This is a genomic window from Methanothermobacter sp. (genome assembly GCA_030055615.1).
Classification (GTDB): Archaea; Methanobacteriota; Methanobacteria; order Methanobacteriales; family DSM-23052; genus Methanothermobacter_A.
This window is the reverse complement of record JASFYN010000003.1, coordinates 45,422-63,024: the sequence shown is the minus strand read 5'-3', so window position 1 is coordinate 63,024 and position 17,603 is coordinate 45,422. Positions and strand designations below refer to the sequence as shown.

Genomic DNA, 17,603 nt, shown 5'->3' with positions numbered 1-17,603 from the left:
TCAATAGAAAAAAATTATCTTAATCTTTTGAATTTATTTGAATGCCTTTTGATCACTGACCCCTCACCTGGAGGCTTATCATCTCTCGCAACCTTGGATATTTCATAATCTCCTGAAATTAACTGGTTTATTAACTTATCTATCCTCCCTGGGTTAGGAACATTTTTCAAAATTATAGGAGTGTGTTCATGGCCTCCGAATATTTGAATATCCCCAGCGGATACTAAACGTTCTAATAGACTCTGGGAGAATACTACATCCACTATCTTATCATAGTATATGTAGGACATTTCCTTGTGTATTAGGCCCTTTTCTATGATTACTCGCTGGTCAGTTAAAATGTACTTTGTAAACCTCCAGGATATGAGATCTATTATCGACTTTATGATCAGTGCTAATATAATGATTAGGAATATCCATGTTACTATTTGGACAAGTGGCAACCTAACAGCAGATGCTATAGAATATTCAAGTCTTGCAGTGGCCTCCATGGCAAATGGCAGAATATAGAATAATATCACAACTACTATAAGGTTTAAGATTATGGAACTTGAATAAAGGAATAGGCGAGGGTGAGTACTATAAATTATCTTTTCACCAGGTTTCATAATAATCACCAAATTATAAATAATTAGAAACTATTATAGTATTTTCGATGAAGGAGAATATAAGGATTAAGGAGACAAGGATAAAATTAATCACTGACATAGAGGATCATGGCCTCCCGGGTTTCATATTAAAGGAGAGGTTTCTCCTTGAAGATTATATAAGGCGTAGACCTTATTTTCTCACATCCCTTGAACCATTATCTATTGATGAAGGACCCCTTATAGTTAAGATGATGTTGAAAGCAGGCCTAATTGGGGGTGTGGGTCCTATGGCTGCGGTTGCAGGGACCATCTCTGAATTATCACTTTACTATCTTATGGATAAAGGTTCGAGGTATAGTATAATCGATAATGGCGGGGATATAGCCATTATAAATGATAGGAAGGTTAACATTGGATTATATGCTGGTGATTCGCCCCTTTCTGGGGAAATAGGATTTCAGTTGAGGGCTAATCGAAAACCCAGGGGCGTTTGCACATCCTCAGGTACCATCGGACATTCTATAAGTTTTGGCCGGGCTGATGCAGTGACGGTATTCGCTCCTAAGGCTAGTGTAGCTGATGCGCTTGCAACGTCAATCGCCAACGCAGCTAATGGCAATAAGGACTATGAGGCTGTGGAAAATGCTTTGGAGAAAGCTGAAGATTTCAGGGATTATTTCCAGGGGGTTCTAGTGGTTGTCGGGGAAAATGCTGGTATGATAGGGAGAATACCAAAGTTGGTGAAAACGGATAAGAAAGTGACAATAGGAGAGTTATGGGATGTTTAGCCTCAGATCGCCCATCATTCATCATCTCTTCAGAGCTCATAGGGTTCATCATAGGCTAAACATCTGCTTTTAGCCGAACATTACCCCGGCTTCTCTTCTGAAGTCTTCCTCTTTTTCGATTCCAGTTATCTTATCCACGGCATTTAAGAAGTCGTTCATTGTAACTTCTTCTCTTTCTTCCCTGATTGCGAACATACCAGCTTCTGTGCATATTGCCTTTAAATCGGCGCCTGAAGCTCCATCTGTCATCCTTGCGATGAGGTTTATGTCAACATCATCTGCTAATGACATGTTAGCAGTATGAATCTTGAGGATTTCCTTGCGTCCTTCCTCGTTTGGTAATGGCACCTCTATGAACCTGTCGAATCTTCCAGGCCTTAGCAAGGCGGGGTCTAGGATGTCTGGCCTGTTTGTTGCAGCGACTATACCCACATCACCTCTTGATTCGAAACCATCGAGTTCTGCTAATAGTTGCATTAAGGTTCTTTGAACTTCCCTGTCCCCACTTGTTGAACTTTTAAGTCTTTTCGCTGCGACAGCATCGATTTCGTCGATGAATATTATACTTGGGGATTTCTCCTTGGCTAATTCGAATACTCCCCTGACTATCCTTGCACCTTCGCCGATGTATTTTCGGACGAATTCTGATGCAACTATCTTTATGAATGTTGCATGTGTTTCATGGGCAACAGCCTTTGCAAGTAGGGTTTTACCAGTTCCTGGGGGACCGTAGAGTAGAACACCCTTTGGTGGTTCAATACCTATCTTTTCGAAGAGTTCTGGTTTGCTCAATGGTAATTCTACTGTTTCTCTGACTTCTCTTATTTGTTCTGCTAGGCCTCCTATCTGTTCGTATGTTACGTCTGGTCTTTCTTCAACTTCCATGCCTGTGACTATTGGGTCTTTCTCGGATGGTAACACATCAACTATGCTGAATGTTTGCTGGTTTAGGGCTACTCTTGCCCCTGGTTCTAATAATTTTTTGTCTATGAACTTTGAGTAGGTTATAACGAAATGGGGGCCAGTACTACTCTTCACGGCCACTCTGTGATCGTCTAGAACCTCGGTGACCGTGGCTATAACTAGTGGTGGTGTTCTGAACCTTTCTATCTCTCCTCTGAGAGATTTAACCTCCCTGTCTAATCTTAGTTTTTCATTTTCGATTAGGAGTTTATCCTTTTCGAGTTTTTTAATCTTCCATGTTAACTTTCTCTTTATCTTGGCATTTTCCTCTTTAAGGGTTCTTATCTCCTTTTTTAATTCTTCAATTTTTTTAAAAAGGTAGAGTGGATTATTTTCCATGATTCTAGAACACTCCTATCCAAATTTTTTTTAACATCAATTAGATTTCCCCCATATTGTGTGGGGGATTTCCTAGTTGAGAATTATAGTATTCTCACCCGTGTGGGTTTATCTTTCCATAGGGCCTTTAGGACCCTCGCAAATCTCACACTTCTATCTTTGATGGAAAATTATCCTGCAAGCAGTTATTACAGCCTCCTTCCACAATTTTCCTTTTTATCTGATTATAATTATTTTTATAAAAAGTATATAAACTTTTTTCCTATATAAAAAAAGAGAGATCCAATATAAAATAATTAAATATTCTGATCTAATATTATAATTGAGGAGATCTTCTATGAGATGTGAGATTTGCGGTAGGAAGATTCCAGGCAGGCCCATTAGGGTGAAAATTGAAGGTTCGGTAATGGATGTGTGCATTGATTGTTCAAAGTTTGGCAAGGTGCAAAGACAACCAAAAAAGCCCAAGAGGATTCTTAGAAAGAAGATCACCAGGCCCATGGAACCGGTATATGAGGTTCTTGAGGATTATAATAAGATTATAAGGGATGCAAGGGAGAGGAGAGGCTGGTCAAGGGAGGATCTTGCCAAGAAGATGAATGAGAAAGTGTCTGTGATTCATCGGATAGAAGCTGGTAGGATGGAACCAGATATAAAACTTGCGAAAAAGTTTGAGAAAACCCTTAATATTCGGATATTAGAAAAATTCGAGGAGGAAGAGATTCCAGAAGCTAGGAGAGGATCATTCAGGGGGGCTACCATCGGTGATATAGCTAGGATAAAGAAACGTTAAACTTTTCTTTTGTGGGAATAGTATCCCTTAAATATGGGGGCTTCTCTTATAAGCTCCCTTAAAAGTCTATTCTCAGGGTATTCCTTGCTTACAATTATCACATGGGCTGGTGGGTGTATCTCCTTTGTCCTCAGTATGGAGGTTGTGTCATCCTCCTCAACATTAACTGCCACAGCAACAGAAGACTTCCTTCTCACTTTCCCCCCAAGGATTGATGATACTATCTCATCCGCCATTTTATTATCTACTAGGCGTGGGTTACCTTTTATTTTCAAATTGGCGTGCCTTTCAAGATCTGCTAATGCATTAAGCAACTTTTTTCTACTATCAGCCCTTAAGAGTATTAAAGCCATCTCATCAACTTTCCCTATCTTCTAAATGAGCTTATGAGGGTGCTCCTGAATAATAAGAGGATTAAAAGAACGCATCCAAGTGCCGTTTGTATATCCCCCAATATTTCAAAGAAGCCAGAACTTAGTGGGAGATCCATTGGCGGTGATGTCCTCTGATCTGGTAGGGGAGTGTAATAGACTCCCACGGCCTTTGAACCAGGCTTCACATTTATATCCTTTGGTTCCACATAATTAACGCCTATGATAAGACCACTATTTATAGCATCATTTATGGCCTTAGCTATGGCCTCTTCACTATAACCTTTCTCTTTAACTGTAGCCTTAACTATCTCCTGGGTCGTCTGTATAACCCCAGCTTCATCACTACCATATACCGAAACAGAAACGGTACTCTCGGTGACCGTTATAGCATCCCGTAGGGCATCATAGGCATATATTGTTTTAAGGGGTGTTCCATCCAATGGACAAATCTGATAATTCTCTGCAGTAGGATAACCTGCGCTCCAACCACAATGCGGACAAACCTTTGCATAGGGTTGATCCATTGGATAACCTGTTTCATTCAAATTAGCTGGTGTGAACATATCACCTGTAGACACTCCAGATGCCACATTAACAGCACCACCACCATACTTTTCACCAGCATTAATTGCAACATCCTTAAAAACTTCAGAGACTATCACTGTAGCAGGATACCCGTCACGTATCATCTTACCAATTTTTATCGCCACATCTTTCCTGACAGCCGCGGCCGTACCATACTTTGGATTACCATGGGTGTTCCTAAGGTGGATTATAGCACCCTTTTTTCCTGGTGGCAGGACAGCTAACCCACCAGAATGTGGGGTTACTGTGACGGTACCATCATCTTCTACAACGACAACATAAGCGTCGAAGGATCCTCCAACAGCCGCCCCTCTACCAGGACCTCCACACATTATCCTTATACCAGGGTAATTGCTCGCGGCCGAAGCGGCCTCTTCAGCGGTTCCACCATTCTTAAGGATATTTATAGCGTCTACGATTGCCATGAGACGGGGAATGGCCTCGCCTTCACCACCGGAAAGGACTGTGAAATGATTTTCCTTGGATAATATGAAGGTTGATTGGAACATGTTCTGTGCAAAGGACATACTACCCCCTGCAAATCCGTTAGGATCCTTTCCAATGGGGTCTGTGACTACTATAACATTTAGTGTTGCGGCTGAACTCCCCATTAGGATATTAAAGATTAGGAATATCCCAAGGAATTTGAGAATTCTTCCCTTCATCTTACTTTCACCACTGAAAAGTCTTCGATAACATTCACGGTTACTATACCCGTCTTTTTATCTACTTTAACATCCGCGGCTACAATAGGGGTGAGGCTAGTCCCTGGAATTGTTGATAATTTAGCGAATTCCTCTGCATTTGATATGGCCTCGTTTAATGGTATGCTCCTTTTGGATGTTACTAGAATATCACCTTTAATATAACTTCCTTGTCTGAAACCAGCAGCTGCAACATTCGTCCTTATGGATTCTATGGGTACTATGTCATTTCCTTTGACTATGATTCCTGAAATAGGCACGCCTTCTGGTTCGGCTGTTGATGATGCATATGAAATGTATGTCATTAATCTGCCTGAAACGATAAGGATATATGCTACTAGTAATATGAGCAGAGTATCCCTTCTGACCTGTATTAGCATTGATTTGTCACTCCCACCCTTTTTTTCAAGATTCTTTTAAGTAATGTTGATGCTGGGTCCATGCCCTGGGCGCCTATCAGTAATATTATATCATCCTTCGAAGCTTTATTTAACACTTCCTTAAGTGCATCTTCAAGTTTTTTTTGATGTGTGTATTTTATCCCGTGTTCCTTGAGGACTCTAAGGAAGGCTTGTCTTTCATGATCTTTTACTATGTTGAGATCGTCTACCACGTCACAACTATCAGTAACTATGAGCTTATAGTCTATATTTTTTATTGTTTTTGCAAGGGCCCTTGCATTTGCAATGTTAATCTCTTTTCCACGGGAGCCTCTTATGGCGCATACTATCCATAATCTCCCATCAATAGCAGCTGCACTTTCTATTGTTGCTTTTATCCCATCAGGGTTATGGGCGAAATCATCAATGATAAGAGGATCCTCATGTATAATCGAAAACCTCCTATCTAAGGGCTTGTATGATGATACTCCAGCTTTTATATCCTCTATTGGTAATTTAAGTGAAATACACGCCGCTATAGCTGCGAGGGTGTTCTGTATAAAATGGCTGCTCCTGAAGGGCATATGATCTTTTAAAAGTAATAGTCTATCATCAATATAAATACCATCTTCTCTATAGGACAATGATGACCCGGTACCATAAAAAAAACTTTCAACTTTTTTATTCAAATCGGCCATTAACCTCACACGTTCATCCTCATAATTTAGAACTGCTATACCCTTATTCATAGCCCTCACAGCCCCTGAAACCTCCCAATAGGCTTCTTCTATAGAATTCACCAATCCTATATGATCGAGGGCCACATTCGTGATCACAACAACCTCAGGGTCTATTGCACGTGTCATAAGATATGCATGATCCTTCATTACCCTATCAAGCCATCCTTGAACCTCTGAAACTTCTATTACTAAATATTCGAGTTCTCTCTTCTTGGCTTCTTTGGCTATCTGGGCTGGGACAACAGGGTCTATGAGAGTGTTAAATTCCGATTTTGAATCAGTATTAGTATAAGCTTCCCTCCCTGAACTTTTTAGTATGTGGTATATCATATGTGTAGTTGTAGATTTACCATTAGTTCCCGTGACTACAATCCTTCTCGTATCTGGGGCGAACTTTTTAATAGTCCAACTGAGAGCGAATGCATTGGCCAATTCTATCCTATTAACTAAAATTATGGGAATCCCAGAATCCTTGGCATATTTAAGAGCCCCTCTACGAGGATCTGTTGTTATGATAGCACAAACATCCTTTTCTAAGCCTATTCTTACACCGTTATCATCGATCCAATGTCTTATGACAATGTCGCCTTCACTGGCATTGCCTAATGTGGTGAAGATACCATCAAATCTCCTATTGGGGCCTTTAAGTTCTCCTTGGATTTTATCTGCTATCAGCTTAAGGGAGAGCACCATATTATCCGCTCTTAACCTGTTGGGAACATCCCCCTGAAATATAAGCCAATGGCACATATGATCAATGTTACAAGCCAATATAATAGTACTATATTTTTCTCGGATAAGCCTTTATAATGGAGTGTGTGATGTAATGGTTCCACTGGTAGCCTTATTATATGGGCCCTATGAAGCAAACTTATTATAACAGATACAATAGGAACCGTTAAAGCCAAAACACCAAAGTATACTATGTCTGTTAAGATTACGGCAGCCGCATATCCTCCTCCAAGGGCGAATGATCCTGTATCACCCATAAATATGGATGCAGGGTACCTGTTGAATACTAAAAAGCCCAAACTTGAACCTGCAAGTACAATAAATGGCATCGCTTCCATGGGCCTTGAATCTAAATATAGGAATATTGCACAAGAAGTGGATGCTATGGCCATTATACCGGCTGCCATACCATCCATCCCATCTATAAGATTAACAGCATTTATAGCCCCTATCATACCAAAGACTACGATGGGTATCAAGAATATTCCAAGGTGGAATCCTCCAAGGCTGGTTACAGCACCTGAAAGCACAAGCAAAATCCCTGGTAGAGATTGTACGATTATTTTATCTCTTTCTCTGATCTCATATTTGATGGGAGCTTCCCCTACCACTGATATAAGGTTCTTCCCTTGGAGTCTTTTAAAGTCGGCTTTTGCTTTTGGTGTTGCGACTCTAGCTTCTTCACCAGGTTTTAGTATGAGTCGACCTATCTCTACTGGCCTATTAGAAATGTTCTTTATGATCTTTTGGACTTCTTTGGTTCTTAGGCCGAGTAAGTCATCAAGTAAGCCTATGATGGCTGATACCATTATTATGAGGGTTGTTATGATGAGGTTTAGGTTATTTTTTAATGGGATTGTTATGGATATTATGGCTAGTAGTATCCCTAATCCGCCCATGGTGGGCGTTCCTGTTTTATGTTTATGTTCTGTGACAATTGGCTTGTCGGTGATCTGGGCTTCCTTTAATGTTTTCTTCACAAAAAATGTGAATATTATCGAAAGTATTATTGTGCTGATGAAGGTTTCCATGAGTTTTGGGCTCATTTTATCAACCTTATATTTAATTTTTTGAGGATTTCTCTGGTTTTCTTTTCATTGGTGGATCTTATGGTTATCCTCTTATGACCTTTTGGGCCGTGAATTATCCATGAATTTTCACCTTTGAAGGCTTTTGGGGGGTTATCATATTCAAGTTTTCCTACTGGTATTTCTAGTGCGTGAAATTTTTTGCGGGTGAGCTTTTTTGGTTTCCATTCGCCCATTGCCATGTTAACAAGCTGTTCTAGGGGGTGGATTCCTGTTGAGGCGGCTGATAAATATCTTGTACCGCTTGGCCTTGTGTTAACTTCGATCGTATATATTTCTTGGGTTTCTGGTTGGAATATCATGTCGATGTCTGTGTTCCCTTCTGCTTGGAGTTTCTCTGTTATCTTCTGGGCTAATCTTAGCACTTTTTTATTGTCTAATCCTGGGATTTTTGCTGGGGCTTTTTTCACTTTTTGGAGTGGGTGTATTCCTTTTGTTGTGGTTTTGCCTTTGTCCACTACTACAATGGGGAATGATTTGTCATCCCATCTTAGGACTTCTACTGAGATTTCATGGCCGTTGATATATTCTTCCATTATGGCTTTTTTATAGATTTTGAGGTAAGATTTTACACTTTCTTTATCCTTTGCTATTAGCAGATTTTGGCCGCCTTGTCCTTTTTCTTGTTTGAGGACTGTGGGGTAGCTTGTTTCTGGGATTTTATCCTTTATTATGTGATATTTTGGGGTTTTTATATTGTTTTTTTTGAAGAATTCTTTTGTTTTGATCTTATTGGTGGATATTATGGTGGTTTTTGTGTTTGATGCTATTACTGGTATGTTATATTCTTTTTCTAGTTTTTCTTTCATTTTCGCGACTTCGATTAGTGGTGGATCCACACCTATGAGGGGTACTATCGCGTCTACGTCTTCTTGTATGGCTATTTTTGTGGGTGTTTCCATGCCCCTGGGTACTATGTAGAATTTGTCTGCTAGGTTCAAGTTTGGGGCTTTTGGGTTGGATTCTGTGAGTATTGTAGTTATTCCCATCTTTTTTGCATAATCTGCCACGTCATTGAATAGGCGCGCGCCAATAAAGAGTATTTTCATTATTATCACTGGATTGTTTCTTCGAGGATTGAGATGAGTTTTTCCATGGATTCTTTTACGGGCTCTGATATTTTGGTGGAGAAGTCTAATTTTTTGGGTTGTATCCCGATTAGGGTGATCTTGTAATCCTTATGGGTTTGGAGGTATTCTATGAGGAATGATAATGGCATGGTATGGGTTGATATATTGTAATTGGCTATTTTATCCTTTTCTATAATTTTTATAGTGCCTGGTTGGGCTCCCATTTCTACCGCATCTATGATTATGATATGGCTTGGATCTTCTTTTTTGATTTTCCCTGTGAAGTTTTCGGGTACTGTGCCACCATCTATGATTATAAGATTTTTATTTTTTGAAAGTTTTTTTGCGATGGCGGGTCCTAGTCCATCATCTCCCCTTAGTTCGTTTCCAACGGTGAGGATGAGGATTTTCTCATGGTCTTTGAGGAATTTTTCAAGTTCTTTTTTTAGTGTCATGTTTTCCTGTCCTCTATGTCTTTGATTTTGGCTTTTATTGTGTTGAGTCCTCCTCCCATTTTATAGGATAAGGTGACTTTTATCATGTAATTTTCTTCTTTGATTTCTTCTATGGGTATAAGTAGTGGTGGGTTCATCATCTGGGTTGGGCCTGCGATGATGTTTTCTGCCAATAGTGTGAATGTGGTTATTTTTAATCCGTTGGTTCTGCCATTTGCTGGGATTTTGAATGTTTTTTTAAATTTTTCGTTTATTCTTTTGTTGAATTTTATGATATCATAGATTGTTAGCCCCCCCTTGGTCTTGTATTTGTAGTTTTCGTCGTATCTGATAATCTCTGAGTCCATTTCTATCGCTTCGGCCCCGTTGATGACGCCGTAGGGTATTATTCGCCCATCTTTTTTCAAGTGTTTCAGGCACTTGTTTACTATGGGTACTTGTTCTTCGTCTATGAGGGCTGTGTCTAGCATTTCGCAGATTATTGTATCGGCTTGGTGGGGGAAATCGTATGAGAAGGCATCCTCATTAACTACTTTCACGTTAGGGATGCCCTTAAGGTTCCTAGAGGCATATGATGCTATTTTTTCATCTTTTTCTATTGCAAAAACAGTTTTAGAATATGGTGCCGCGAAGTAGGATAAGATCCCGCTCCCGGCACCTATATCATAGACTATACCACAAGCATGTTCTCTTATAGCCTCATAAAAAATTGAAAGTCTTTCATAATCTTTTAGGAGATTGTGGTGGTACGCTGTTACAAAGAATCTCATTTTTCGTGTTCTATATCCTTGCCAGTGGATGTGCTTATGAGTCTCACATGTTCAACGCCCTTAAGCCTCATCATCTTCTCTGTGAGTTCACGGATTTTTTCAACATCTCCCTTGACTACTATAACTTCAAGGCAGTGTCTTTCTGTCATGTGCACATGCATAACAGCACTTATATATTCACGGTAAGCATGTTGTATGTCTGCAAGATCCTCCATGACACCAGTATAGTGGTGGTCATAAATTACCGCGATTACACCCACCCTCTCTCCTTCCATCTCTTTCATCCACTGATAACGGACTATATAATCTTTTATAGCATCCCTTATACCTTTAGACCTTGATTGGTAGCCCCTATCACGTAATACCTCATCAAACTCATTAAGCAAATCTTTGGGCAATGACATGCTTATACGCATCATAGCTATTACCCCCTCCTCCAATTCATATTAAGATATTATATTAATAATCTAACATAATATTTAAAGCTTTGATTGACACACAAAATTTATCAATCCCATAAAATAATTGATTAACTACTGGCTAATATTTAGGATCAGATTATGGGGTTCTCACATTAGGAGGGGATAACAAGCTAGTAGATCTAGGTAAAATCCCCCCACGATCATCCCATGGTATGGGGATCCCGGGAGACCCCACCACCATTAGGGTTTTGTCCATTAGTAGGTAGGTTAAAATGAAAGTTAAAGAGGCCATGAACCCAGAAGTTATTACAATAAGTCCTGATACGGAACCAATTAAAGCCTTTGAGAAAATGTATAAGCATGGTATCAGGAGACTTTTCGTATTAGATGATGAGGGAAAACCGATAGGTGTGGTATCATACACAGATCTTGTTGGAGTACTAGGATCCAAAAAGCTCAAAAAGAAATTAAAAGTAGAGGATATCATGGTCAAGGACGTTATCACAATATCTGCCAAGGACGACATTGAAGACGCGGCGAATCTCATGCTAAGGGCCGATGTTTCGGGTTTGCTCGTAGTGGAAGATGAGAAGGCTGTTGGTGTTATAACAAAGACAGATATTTGCAGATTAGTAGCCGCCGGTATCCTAGTCCCCATATAGGATCATGGTGGAACATTATGATAATAATAACGAGAAAGGAAAATATCATATATGAGGAGATAATGGATCTTAAACCAGAATTCACAGATGGGATACCTGAGAGTATAATAAAAGTGAGAATGGATATATCAGAGCACGATTACCATGAGATACTCAACAATCTACAATCAAAAAATCTTATAATACGCGAAAATGGTAAGATAAAACCCCAGGATGTCAAGGACAAAATCAAAGTAGTCGAAAACAAAAAGGAAGTTAAGGTCGAGGAATTAAACCAACTAGAAAAGGAAACCATTAAAATCATCAAAAGTTTGACAGAAAATGGTCCGGTCCCAAGGTACACCCTCGAGGGGAACCTACTCTATGGCAAGTTGAAACTAGACAACCTCCAAATGTACAGGATACTATTATCATTAGAAAATAAAAAAATCTTAAAAAAAGTCCAGAAAGAGGACGGCGAATACTACAAGCTTCTATCCTCATAATGGGGAGAGCATACTGGTAAACTTCTAAGCCATCCAAGATTGCTCTGATACAACATCCTTATGTCTTCTATACCTAACCTTATCATCGCCAACCTTTCTATGCCAAGGCCAAAGGCTGCTACCGGAGTTTCAACTTGTAAAGGTTCCAAGACTTCTGGCCTGAACATCCCAGCTCCCCCAAGTTCTATCCATGTTTCCTTTTCAGGTAGATAAATTTCACACTCAGTTGAAAGGTAAGTGTAAGGGAAGTATGCTGGTCTGAATCTGACCTTGAATCCTAGCCTTGTATAGAATTCCTTAAGGATCCCAAGCAGGTTCTTGAATGTAACATCCTCAGCTGCAACTATACCCTCAACCTGGTGAAATTCTGGAAGATGCTTATATGTTATGGTCTCCCTTCTGAAAACTCTTCCAATAGAGAACATTTTAAGGGGTGGTTTGTTCTCAAGGAGGAAACGTGCAGATACACATGTTGTATGGGTTCTAAGCACGCTTTTTTTCGCAATTTCAACATCCCATCTGTATTGCCAGCCCTCTGAGCCAGTTGATCCACCGTCCTCATGTACCATCCTAACCTTCTCGACCAAACTTTTACTTGGCAATTTAGTCTCAGAAGGATTTTTAACATAGAATGTGTCCTGCATTTCCCTGGCAGCATGATCCTGTGGCTGGAAGAGACAATCAAAGTTCCAGAATGCGGATTCTATTATGGGGCCCCTTGCTTCTGTGAAACCCATTTTAAGGAATATGTCCCTGATCTCTTCTATTATACGCTTGAGTGGGTGCATCTTACCCGGGAATATTATTGGATATTCTGCGTGGACATCATATCCTCTGTAGTATAATTTTTTCCATCTTCCTGTTTTGAGATCTTCATGGGTTAGTTGTGTGGCTTCTTCCCGTATCTCTAATCCTCTTTCTAGGATTGTCTTCCCTTTATCTGTTAAGTGTATCTCATGTTCTTTAACCTTTTTTACCTCTAAAAGGCCTTTTCTCTGGCTGAGTAATTTAAATGCTTTTTTGAGCTTATCTGATAGGGATGATAGTCTTATCTGGCCTTTTTCTGCGAGTTTCTGTAATAGTATTTCATCCGATCCTAGTCTTTCTAGTGATTTTTCACCTTCTGATGTTATTCTGAGGACGTTATCTTCGATCTTGGCCCATTTTTTCCTCATTAGCCAGCCTATGGCGACTTTGTTCTCTGTCTTGTCTAGGTTGCTTTTTTTCATGATCTCAGATATTTTTAATGGGCCTTCTTTTGATAGTAGCTGGAGTATTTGTCTTTCTGGCAGACCTTTTATTGCATATTTTTTACTAGCCTGGGTGGGTTTGAGTATTTTGTCCACGCTCTTATGGATGCTTACAAGTCCTTTAGACTCTAGTGATCCCAGAGCGCTCATAACAGCTTTTATATCCATTTTCTGGGATTCCACGATATCCTTGGGATTTATTGGTGGTTCAAGCTTTTCTAGGGCCTTCAGAACTTTCTTTTCGTATAAGTGGAGTTCGTCGATTATGCGTTCAATATCCATTTTGAGCACCTTTTATTCTATTTTATCCCAATAGTAGTCTATGAGCCCTACCATTATAGAGGAAGCTGTTAAATCTGCGGTTGTGCCAGGATTTATATCCCGTTTCTGCAGTTTCCTATCAAGGCTTTTAAGGGCCTTTAGTCCTTGCTCTGTTAATATTCCTCCCTTGTCAAGTATTTCCCTAGCTTCCTTCGTCACTTTCTCGGCTGTTTCTTTGCCGTGTTGCCTTTGTATGAGTGTGTCTGGGAAATTTGATAGGATTGTTAGAAATGTCTGAACGATGGCTGCATTCATATCAGCTGTTTTGCGGGTTTCTTTGAATGTTGGGAATCCTATGTTGAATGTTATTGGCATGGAACTTGTAAGTTCTCTTGCTATGAGATCCCATGAGGATGAAAGTTTGAGAACATCAAATAATGTAACCTTCTCTTCTAGGATTCTATCCTTGGATTTTTCATCATTAACGTCGAATTGAGCCTGTTTTCCCATCCCTCCTGGTTGGGCTATCGAAATGGCTTCATAGAGGTCCACGGCATCTTGGGGTGTTGTCTGTAACATTATCCTGTTAACTGCTTCTCTGAGGCCTTGCAAATCTTTTCCTGTTATCATACCCGCGGCAGAGGCTAACGGTGTTAGTAACATTACAATGCCCAAGTTGGTATTTGTAGAAACCCATTTTCGTGTTTCTTTTATCGCGTTTAATATGAGATTTCCGATTTTTATTGGGGAAAAGTCCAATTCATCTTTCAATCTAGCGCCTCTTTCAGCTGCTTCGTGCATAGTGTCACCTATGACAATAGCACTTATTATAAAGTCCTCGAAACTCATATCATGGAAGTTTTGGGTTCTGTGGACATTCCCAGGTTTTGGGTAGCCGCTAACTTCCAGGGCAGCTGCCATTTGAGCTATTTTCGCGACTAATGATGGCTTCATCACAAGCCTCCATCTAATAATTTTGGCGTGAAGTGGGATATTATAAGGTCGGCTCCCGCCCTTTTAATAGATAATATAGATTCGTATATGGCTTCTTCTGTTAAGTAACCTTTTTGGATGGCTGCGGTTAGCATTGAATATTCTCCGCTCACATTGTATGCAGCGAGGGGTGTTTTAAACTCTTCCCTGAGGGATTTTATAATGTCAAGGTATGGTAAGGCTGGTTTCACCATTAAGATATCGGCACCTTCTTCTATATCAAGTTCTGCCTCGATTATGGCCTCTCTTGCATTAGCGGGGTCCATCTGGTAGGTTTTTCTATCACCGAATGAGGGTTTTGATGATACTGCCTCTCTGAATGGTGCGTAAAATGATGAGGCGTATTTAACTGCATATGACATTATGGGAATGTCCTGGAAGCCATTTTCATCTAGGCTTTTTCTTATGGCGGCGACTCTTCCATCCATCATATCGGATGGTGCTACTATATCGGCTCCTGCTCTTGCATGTGATACTGCGATCTTCCCAAGGTATTCTAGTGTTTCATCATTGAGTATTTGTTGTCCTTTGGTTATTCCACAGTGTCCATGGCTTGTGTATTGGCAAAGGCACACATCTGTTATGATAATAAGTTCTGTTTCATCTTTGAGCAGTCTTATTGTCTCTTGGACTATTCCTTTGTCATCGAACGCAGATGATCCTATGTTGTCTTTTTTTGACGGTATTCCAAAGAGTATGATAGTGTTTAATCCTTTTTTTTCGAGTTTTTTAAGCTCTTCAGCAGCGGCTTCTGGAGAGTACCTGTATTGTCCAGGCATGGTCTCTATAGGCTCCTTGGATCCTCTTTTAAGATCTTCTTTTACAAATACTGGGTATATTAGGCTGCTAGGGGATATTCTGGTCTCTTTGACGATTTCCCTCATCTTATCCGTTTTTCTGAGCCTTCTCATCCTTTTTGTGGGGAATTTCATGTTAATCACATTTTATTTTGCTTTAACATCCACTAGGGGCTCTACACGTCCTAGGGCTTGTTCAATAGCATCAGGATCTGCTAGGATCCTTATTGCATTATTTTCACATTCCATGGCACATCTGCCACAACATCTACAAAGTTTATTATCTATTTGTGCTTTCCCATTTTTAATCTTGATCGCTTTAATAAAACATTTTTTGAGACATTCTCCACAACCAGTGCAATTTTCTTTGATGAATTCAAGTTTAACACCACTCATTGGGGTTATACTATTGGCGAGTTCTTCTGGGAGTTCTGGTATCATCTTCCAAAGGCAGCAGCATGGACAACAATTACATATTGACAGAAGCTCTTCCTTTGGGCCAGTATTCAACCATACTGTGTCTATTTTGTTCCTGCCAATTATATGAATTAGACCAGCCTCTTCACACTTTTTTAGGTGTTTTATAGCTTCTTCTTTTGATATTAGTTTTCCAACCTTCTTTGATATCCTTTTAGCGCCTTTTCCAAGGAATAAGCATCCTAGTTCGTGGGGGTAGTCTTTGCAATTGGATGAAACCCTGCATATACAGAAATCCATTTTGAATATGTACCTTGATTTGGATATCATCTCCTAAGGACTTGGCTGGGTAAAACAGAAGTGTTTGGCGGGTCAATTTTAGCATTTAATGTTATGGTTTCATTCCTTGGAAGTACTTGAATGTCATCTCCTTCGAAGAATAACTTGTGAACAATCTTCCTAAAAATTTTCGATCTTTTAGCTAACCTAGCTAGTTTAAATCTTCTCTTGAATGTTAATTTGATAACCCGGATACTTATATCAGTGAACATGAAGAGTCCACCCTAAAGTTCTGATAACAAGGGATCTGTAGATTTGCTTATTGTATAATATTTTTTACCATGTTTCACTAATAGGGCATGATATTCTTGGAATACTCGATAATCTGATGCTAGGTTGTCCTCGAATAATTTCTTGATTTCTATATAGTCCTCGTCACCTTTTATTAGGTTAAGCTTTTTGAGTATCCTGCGAGTATAGGTATCAACGATAAACTCTGGTATTTTATATGCATATAGTAGTATTTTATCTGCTGTTTCATCACCTACTCCTTTGATTGAAAGCAGCTCATCTCTTCCAGGAATATCTTCAAGTTTTGTGAAAAATTTTGAGATTTCTTTTAAATAGTATGCTTTCTGGTTTGGGAAACCTGCACATTTTATCACTTCAACAAGTTGCCTGGGGTTCATTTCAATTATATGATATGGGTTGAGTGATCCTATTTTAGCAAGTTTTATAAGGGCTCTTGATGCCAGCTTCCATCTGGTGTTCTGTGATAGTATAGAACCCACCCAAATTTGGAATACTTCTGCTTCGCTGTGGGGTGGTGAATAATCTCCAGGATGATATGATAATCTAGCATTTTCATCGAGTAATGGCCACCATCCTTGTTCTCCATAGGCCGAAAATAGTTTTTCATATATGGTTCTGATTTTTTTCATGTTCTTTTACCATATTAATATATGTGTGGGTGCACATAGTTTCTTTTGTGATATTATGGAATATAATATAATTCATAGGCCAAGTTTTAGTTTAGTTGAGGTTGGATTGGATGCTGGTGAACGTATAAAAGCAGAGCCCGGGGCTATGGTTTCTATGAGTGATAATATTCGAGTGGAGACAGAGACTGGGGGTGTTTTCAAGGCTCTTAGTAGAGTTGTGGGTGGTGAAAGCTTGTTCATGAATACGTTTTATGCTGATGGTGGTCCAGGGACCATTGAACTCGCACCACCCTATACTGGTGACATTGAAGCCTTTGAACTAGAGGGTACAATATATGCCCAGAGTGGGGCGTTCCTCGCATCAACAGCCGATATTGAAATTGAAACAAAATTCGGAGGCTTTAAAACCTTCTTTGCAAGGGAAGGGTTATTCCTTTTAAAATTAACGGGTTACGGTCCCCTTTTCCTTTCAAGTTTTGGTGGTATATATAAAAGGAAAGTGGAAAACGGGAAATTCATCATAGACACTGGACATATTGTAGCATTCACAGAGGGCCTGGACTTCAATGTTAGGAAAATAGGCGGACTCAAAAGCACCATATTTGGTGGTGAAGGACTAGTAGCCGAATTTGAAGGTAATGGGACCGTTTATATACAGACACGGAGTGTTGACAGTTTTATTAATTGGCTAAGGCCTTATCTTCCAAAAGGAAACGATTAAAAGT

The 17,603-nt window shown here is 39.7% G+C and carries 22 protein-coding genes; 5 read left to right on the top strand and 17 right to left on the bottom strand.

Annotation, left to right across the window (positions count from 1 at the left end; all coding sequences use genetic code 11):
* Positions 1–14: 14 nt before the first annotated feature.
* Positions 15–608: a PH domain-containing protein gene (locus tag QFX38_05940; GenBank protein ID MDI9624408.1), complete on the bottom strand. Its 594-nt coding sequence runs from the start codon at positions 606–608 to the stop codon at positions 15–17.
* A 47-nt stretch (positions 609–655) separates the two neighbouring features.
* Here QFX38_05940 and QFX38_05935 point away from each other — a divergent pair, with 47 nt between their 5' ends.
* Positions 656–1,378: a UPF0280 family protein gene (locus QFX38_05935; GenBank protein MDI9624407.1), complete on the top strand. Its 723-nt coding sequence runs from the start codon at positions 656–658 to the stop codon at positions 1,376–1,378.
* Between the two features lie 69 nt (positions 1,379–1,447).
* Here QFX38_05935 and QFX38_05930 read toward each other — a convergent pair whose 3' ends face one another.
* A complete protein-coding gene (locus QFX38_05930) occupies positions 1,448–2,680 on the bottom strand; it encodes a proteasome-activating nucleotidase (GenBank protein MDI9624406.1) in 1,233 nt (410 codons plus the stop codon).
* A 337-nt stretch (positions 2,681–3,017) separates the two neighbouring features.
* Between QFX38_05930 and QFX38_05925 the strand changes: the two genes are divergently transcribed.
* Positions 3,018–3,473: a multiprotein bridging factor aMBF1 gene (locus QFX38_05925; protein MDI9624405.1), complete on the top strand. Its 456-nt coding sequence runs from the start codon at positions 3,018–3,020 to the stop codon at positions 3,471–3,473.
* Here QFX38_05925 and QFX38_05920 read toward each other — a convergent pair.
* The 9 genes from QFX38_05920 to nikR are packed head-to-tail and all read right to left on the bottom strand — an operon-like array spanning position 3,470 to position 10,790.
* Complete coding sequence (locus QFX38_05920) at positions 3,470–3,826, bottom strand: DUF356 domain-containing protein (GenBank protein MDI9624404.1); 357 nt, start codon at positions 3,824–3,826, stop codon at positions 3,470–3,472. The genes QFX38_05925 and QFX38_05920 overlap by 4 nt on opposite strands.
* A gap of 14 nt (positions 3,827–3,840) precedes the next feature.
* Positions 3,841–5,097, bottom strand: a complete 1,257-nt coding sequence (locus QFX38_05915; protein ID MDI9624403.1) for a hypothetical protein — start codon at positions 5,095–5,097, stop codon at positions 3,841–3,843.
* The gene (locus QFX38_05910) at positions 5,094–5,516 is read right to left on the bottom strand and encodes a hypothetical protein (protein MDI9624402.1); all 423 of its coding nucleotides are present in this window, start codon (positions 5,514–5,516) and stop codon (positions 5,094–5,096) included. Before QFX38_05910 ends, QFX38_05915 begins: the two co-directional genes overlap by 4 nt.
* A complete protein-coding gene (locus QFX38_05905) occupies positions 5,510–6,949 on the bottom strand; it encodes a Mur ligase family protein (GenBank protein MDI9624401.1) in 1,440 nt (479 codons plus the stop codon). The genes QFX38_05910 and QFX38_05905 overlap by 7 nt, the downstream gene beginning before the upstream one ends.
* An 11-nt stretch (positions 6,950–6,960) precedes the next feature.
* The gene (locus QFX38_05900) at positions 6,961–8,034 is read right to left on the bottom strand and encodes a glycosyltransferase family 4 protein (GenBank protein MDI9624400.1); all 1,074 of its coding nucleotides are present in this window, start codon (positions 8,032–8,034) and stop codon (positions 6,961–6,963) included.
* Entirely contained in the window at positions 8,031–9,125 is a 1,095-nt protein-coding gene (locus tag QFX38_05895) for an ATP-grasp domain-containing protein (protein MDI9624399.1), read from the bottom strand. Before QFX38_05895 ends, QFX38_05900 begins: the two co-directional genes overlap by 4 nt.
* Before the next feature lie 5 nt (positions 9,126–9,130).
* Complete coding sequence (hycI, locus tag QFX38_05890; protein ID MDI9624398.1) at positions 9,131–9,601, bottom strand: hydrogenase maturation peptidase HycI; 471 nt, start codon at positions 9,599–9,601, stop codon at positions 9,131–9,133.
* Positions 9,598–10,371, bottom strand: a complete 774-nt coding sequence (locus tag QFX38_05885) for a methyltransferase domain-containing protein (GenBank protein MDI9624397.1) — start codon at positions 10,369–10,371, stop codon at positions 9,598–9,600. The genes hycI and QFX38_05885 overlap by 4 nt, the downstream gene beginning before the upstream one ends.
* Positions 10,368–10,790 (bottom strand): nickel-responsive transcriptional regulator NikR, encoded by a 423-nt coding sequence (gene nikR / locus QFX38_05880; protein MDI9624396.1) that lies wholly within the window; start codon positions 10,788–10,790, stop codon positions 10,368–10,370. The genes QFX38_05885 and nikR overlap by 4 nt, the downstream gene beginning before the upstream one ends.
* Positions 10,791–11,065: 275 nt before the next feature.
* Here nikR and QFX38_05875 point away from each other — a divergent pair, with 275 nt between their 5' ends.
* Together QFX38_05875 and QFX38_05870 are read left to right on the top strand one after the other, a co-directional pair.
* Positions 11,066–11,455, top strand: coding sequence for a CBS domain-containing protein (locus QFX38_05875; GenBank protein MDI9624395.1), 390 nt, complete (start codon positions 11,066–11,068; stop codon positions 11,453–11,455).
* Between the two features lie 17 nt (positions 11,456–11,472).
* Positions 11,473–11,940, top strand: coding sequence for a hypothetical protein (locus tag QFX38_05870; protein ID MDI9624394.1), 468 nt, complete (start codon positions 11,473–11,475; stop codon positions 11,938–11,940).
* Here the strand turns inward: QFX38_05870 and QFX38_05865 are convergent.
* The 6 genes from QFX38_05865 to QFX38_05840 are packed head-to-tail and all read right to left on the bottom strand — an operon-like array spanning position 11,919 to position 16,878.
* Entirely contained in the window at positions 11,919–13,472 is a 1,554-nt protein-coding gene (locus tag QFX38_05865) for a phenylalanine--tRNA ligase subunit alpha (protein MDI9624393.1), read from the bottom strand. The genes QFX38_05870 and QFX38_05865 overlap by 22 nt on opposite strands.
* Before the next feature lie 12 nt (positions 13,473–13,484).
* Positions 13,485–14,405, bottom strand: coding sequence for a triphosphoribosyl-dephospho-CoA synthase (locus tag QFX38_05860; protein ID MDI9624392.1), 921 nt, complete (start codon positions 14,403–14,405; stop codon positions 13,485–13,487).
* The gene (gene hemB, locus QFX38_05855; protein MDI9624391.1) at positions 14,405–15,376 is read right to left on the bottom strand and encodes a porphobilinogen synthase; all 972 of its coding nucleotides are present in this window, start codon (positions 15,374–15,376) and stop codon (positions 14,405–14,407) included. The genes QFX38_05860 and hemB overlap by 1 nt, the downstream gene beginning before the upstream one ends.
* A 12-nt stretch (positions 15,377–15,388) precedes the next feature.
* Positions 15,389–15,988, bottom strand: a complete 600-nt coding sequence (locus QFX38_05850; protein MDI9624390.1) for a 4Fe-4S ferredoxin — start codon at positions 15,986–15,988, stop codon at positions 15,389–15,391.
* Positions 15,985–16,209, bottom strand: coding sequence for a hypothetical protein (locus tag QFX38_05845; protein MDI9624389.1), 225 nt, complete (start codon positions 16,207–16,209; stop codon positions 15,985–15,987). Before QFX38_05845 ends, QFX38_05850 begins: the two co-directional genes overlap by 4 nt.
* A 12-nt stretch (positions 16,210–16,221) precedes the next feature.
* Positions 16,222–16,878: an endonuclease III domain-containing protein gene (locus tag QFX38_05840; protein ID MDI9624388.1), complete on the bottom strand. Its 657-nt coding sequence runs from the start codon at positions 16,876–16,878 to the stop codon at positions 16,222–16,224.
* A 55-nt stretch (positions 16,879–16,933) separates the two neighbouring features.
* Here QFX38_05840 and QFX38_05835 point away from each other — a divergent pair, with 55 nt between their 5' ends.
* A complete protein-coding gene (locus QFX38_05835; protein MDI9624387.1) occupies positions 16,934–17,599 on the top strand; it encodes a TIGR00266 family protein in 666 nt (221 codons plus the stop codon).
* Positions 17,600–17,603: the final 4 nt, after the last annotated feature.

Bases quoted from the DNA above. Each gene is read 5' to 3' on its own strand.
- QFX38_05925 (MDI9624405.1), top strand. From the start codon at position 3,018: ATGAGATGTGAGATTTGCGGTAGGAAGATTCCAGGCAGGCCCATTAGG.
- QFX38_05870 (MDI9624394.1), top strand. From the start codon at position 11,473: ATGATAATAATAACGAGAAAGGAAAATATCATATATGAGGAGATAATG.
- QFX38_05865 (MDI9624393.1), bottom strand. From the start codon at position 13,472: ATGGATATTGAACGCATAATCGACGAACTCCACTTATACGAAAAGAAA.
- QFX38_05875 (MDI9624395.1), top strand. From the start codon at position 11,066: ATGAAAGTTAAAGAGGCCATGAACCCAGAAGTTATTACAATAAGTCCT.
- QFX38_05900 (MDI9624400.1), bottom strand. From the start codon at position 8,034: ATGAGCCCAAAACTCATGGAAACCTTCATCAGCACAATAATACTTTCG.
- QFX38_05920 (MDI9624404.1), bottom strand. From the start codon at position 3,826: ATGGCTTTAATACTCTTAAGGGCTGATAGTAGAAAAAAGTTGCTTAAT.
- QFX38_05860 (MDI9624392.1), bottom strand. From the start codon at position 14,405: ATGAAGCCATCATTAGTCGCGAAAATAGCTCAAATGGCAGCTGCCCTG.
- QFX38_05915 (MDI9624403.1), bottom strand. From the start codon at position 5,097: ATGAAGGGAAGAATTCTCAAATTCCTTGGGATATTCCTAATCTTTAAT.
- nikR (MDI9624396.1), bottom strand. From the start codon at position 10,790: ATGATGCGTATAAGCATGTCATTGCCCAAAGATTTGCTTAATGAGTTT.
- QFX38_05850 (MDI9624390.1), bottom strand. From the start codon at position 15,988: ATGATATCCAAATCAAGGTACATATTCAAAATGGATTTCTGTATATGC.
- QFX38_05845 (MDI9624389.1), bottom strand. From the start codon at position 16,209: ATGTTCACTGATATAAGTATCCGGGTTATCAAATTAACATTCAAGAGA.
- QFX38_05930 (MDI9624406.1), bottom strand. From the start codon at position 2,680: ATGGAAAATAATCCACTCTACCTTTTTAAAAAAATTGAAGAATTAAAA.
- QFX38_05885 (MDI9624397.1), bottom strand. From the start codon at position 10,371: ATGAGATTCTTTGTAACAGCGTACCACCACAATCTCCTAAAAGATTAT.
- QFX38_05905 (MDI9624401.1), bottom strand. From the start codon at position 6,949: ATGGTGCTCTCCCTTAAGCTGATAGCAGATAAAATCCAAGGAGAACTT.
- QFX38_05935 (MDI9624407.1), top strand. From the start codon at position 656: ATGAAGGAGAATATAAGGATTAAGGAGACAAGGATAAAATTAATCACT.
- QFX38_05910 (MDI9624402.1), bottom strand. From the start codon at position 5,516: ATGCTAATACAGGTCAGAAGGGATACTCTGCTCATATTACTAGTAGCA.
- hemB (MDI9624391.1), bottom strand. From the start codon at position 15,376: ATGAAATTCCCCACAAAAAGGATGAGAAGGCTCAGAAAAACGGATAAG.
- QFX38_05835 (MDI9624387.1), top strand. From the start codon at position 16,934: ATGGAATATAATATAATTCATAGGCCAAGTTTTAGTTTAGTTGAGGTT.
- QFX38_05940 (MDI9624408.1), bottom strand. From the start codon at position 608: ATGAAACCTGGTGAAAAGATAATTTATAGTACTCACCCTCGCCTATTC.
- hycI (MDI9624398.1), bottom strand. From the start codon at position 9,601: ATGACACTAAAAAAAGAACTTGAAAAATTCCTCAAAGACCATGAGAAA.
- QFX38_05840 (MDI9624388.1), bottom strand. From the start codon at position 16,878: ATGAAAAAAATCAGAACCATATATGAAAAACTATTTTCGGCCTATGGA.
- QFX38_05895 (MDI9624399.1), bottom strand. From the start codon at position 9,125: ATGAAAATACTCTTTATTGGCGCGCGCCTATTCAATGACGTGGCAGAT.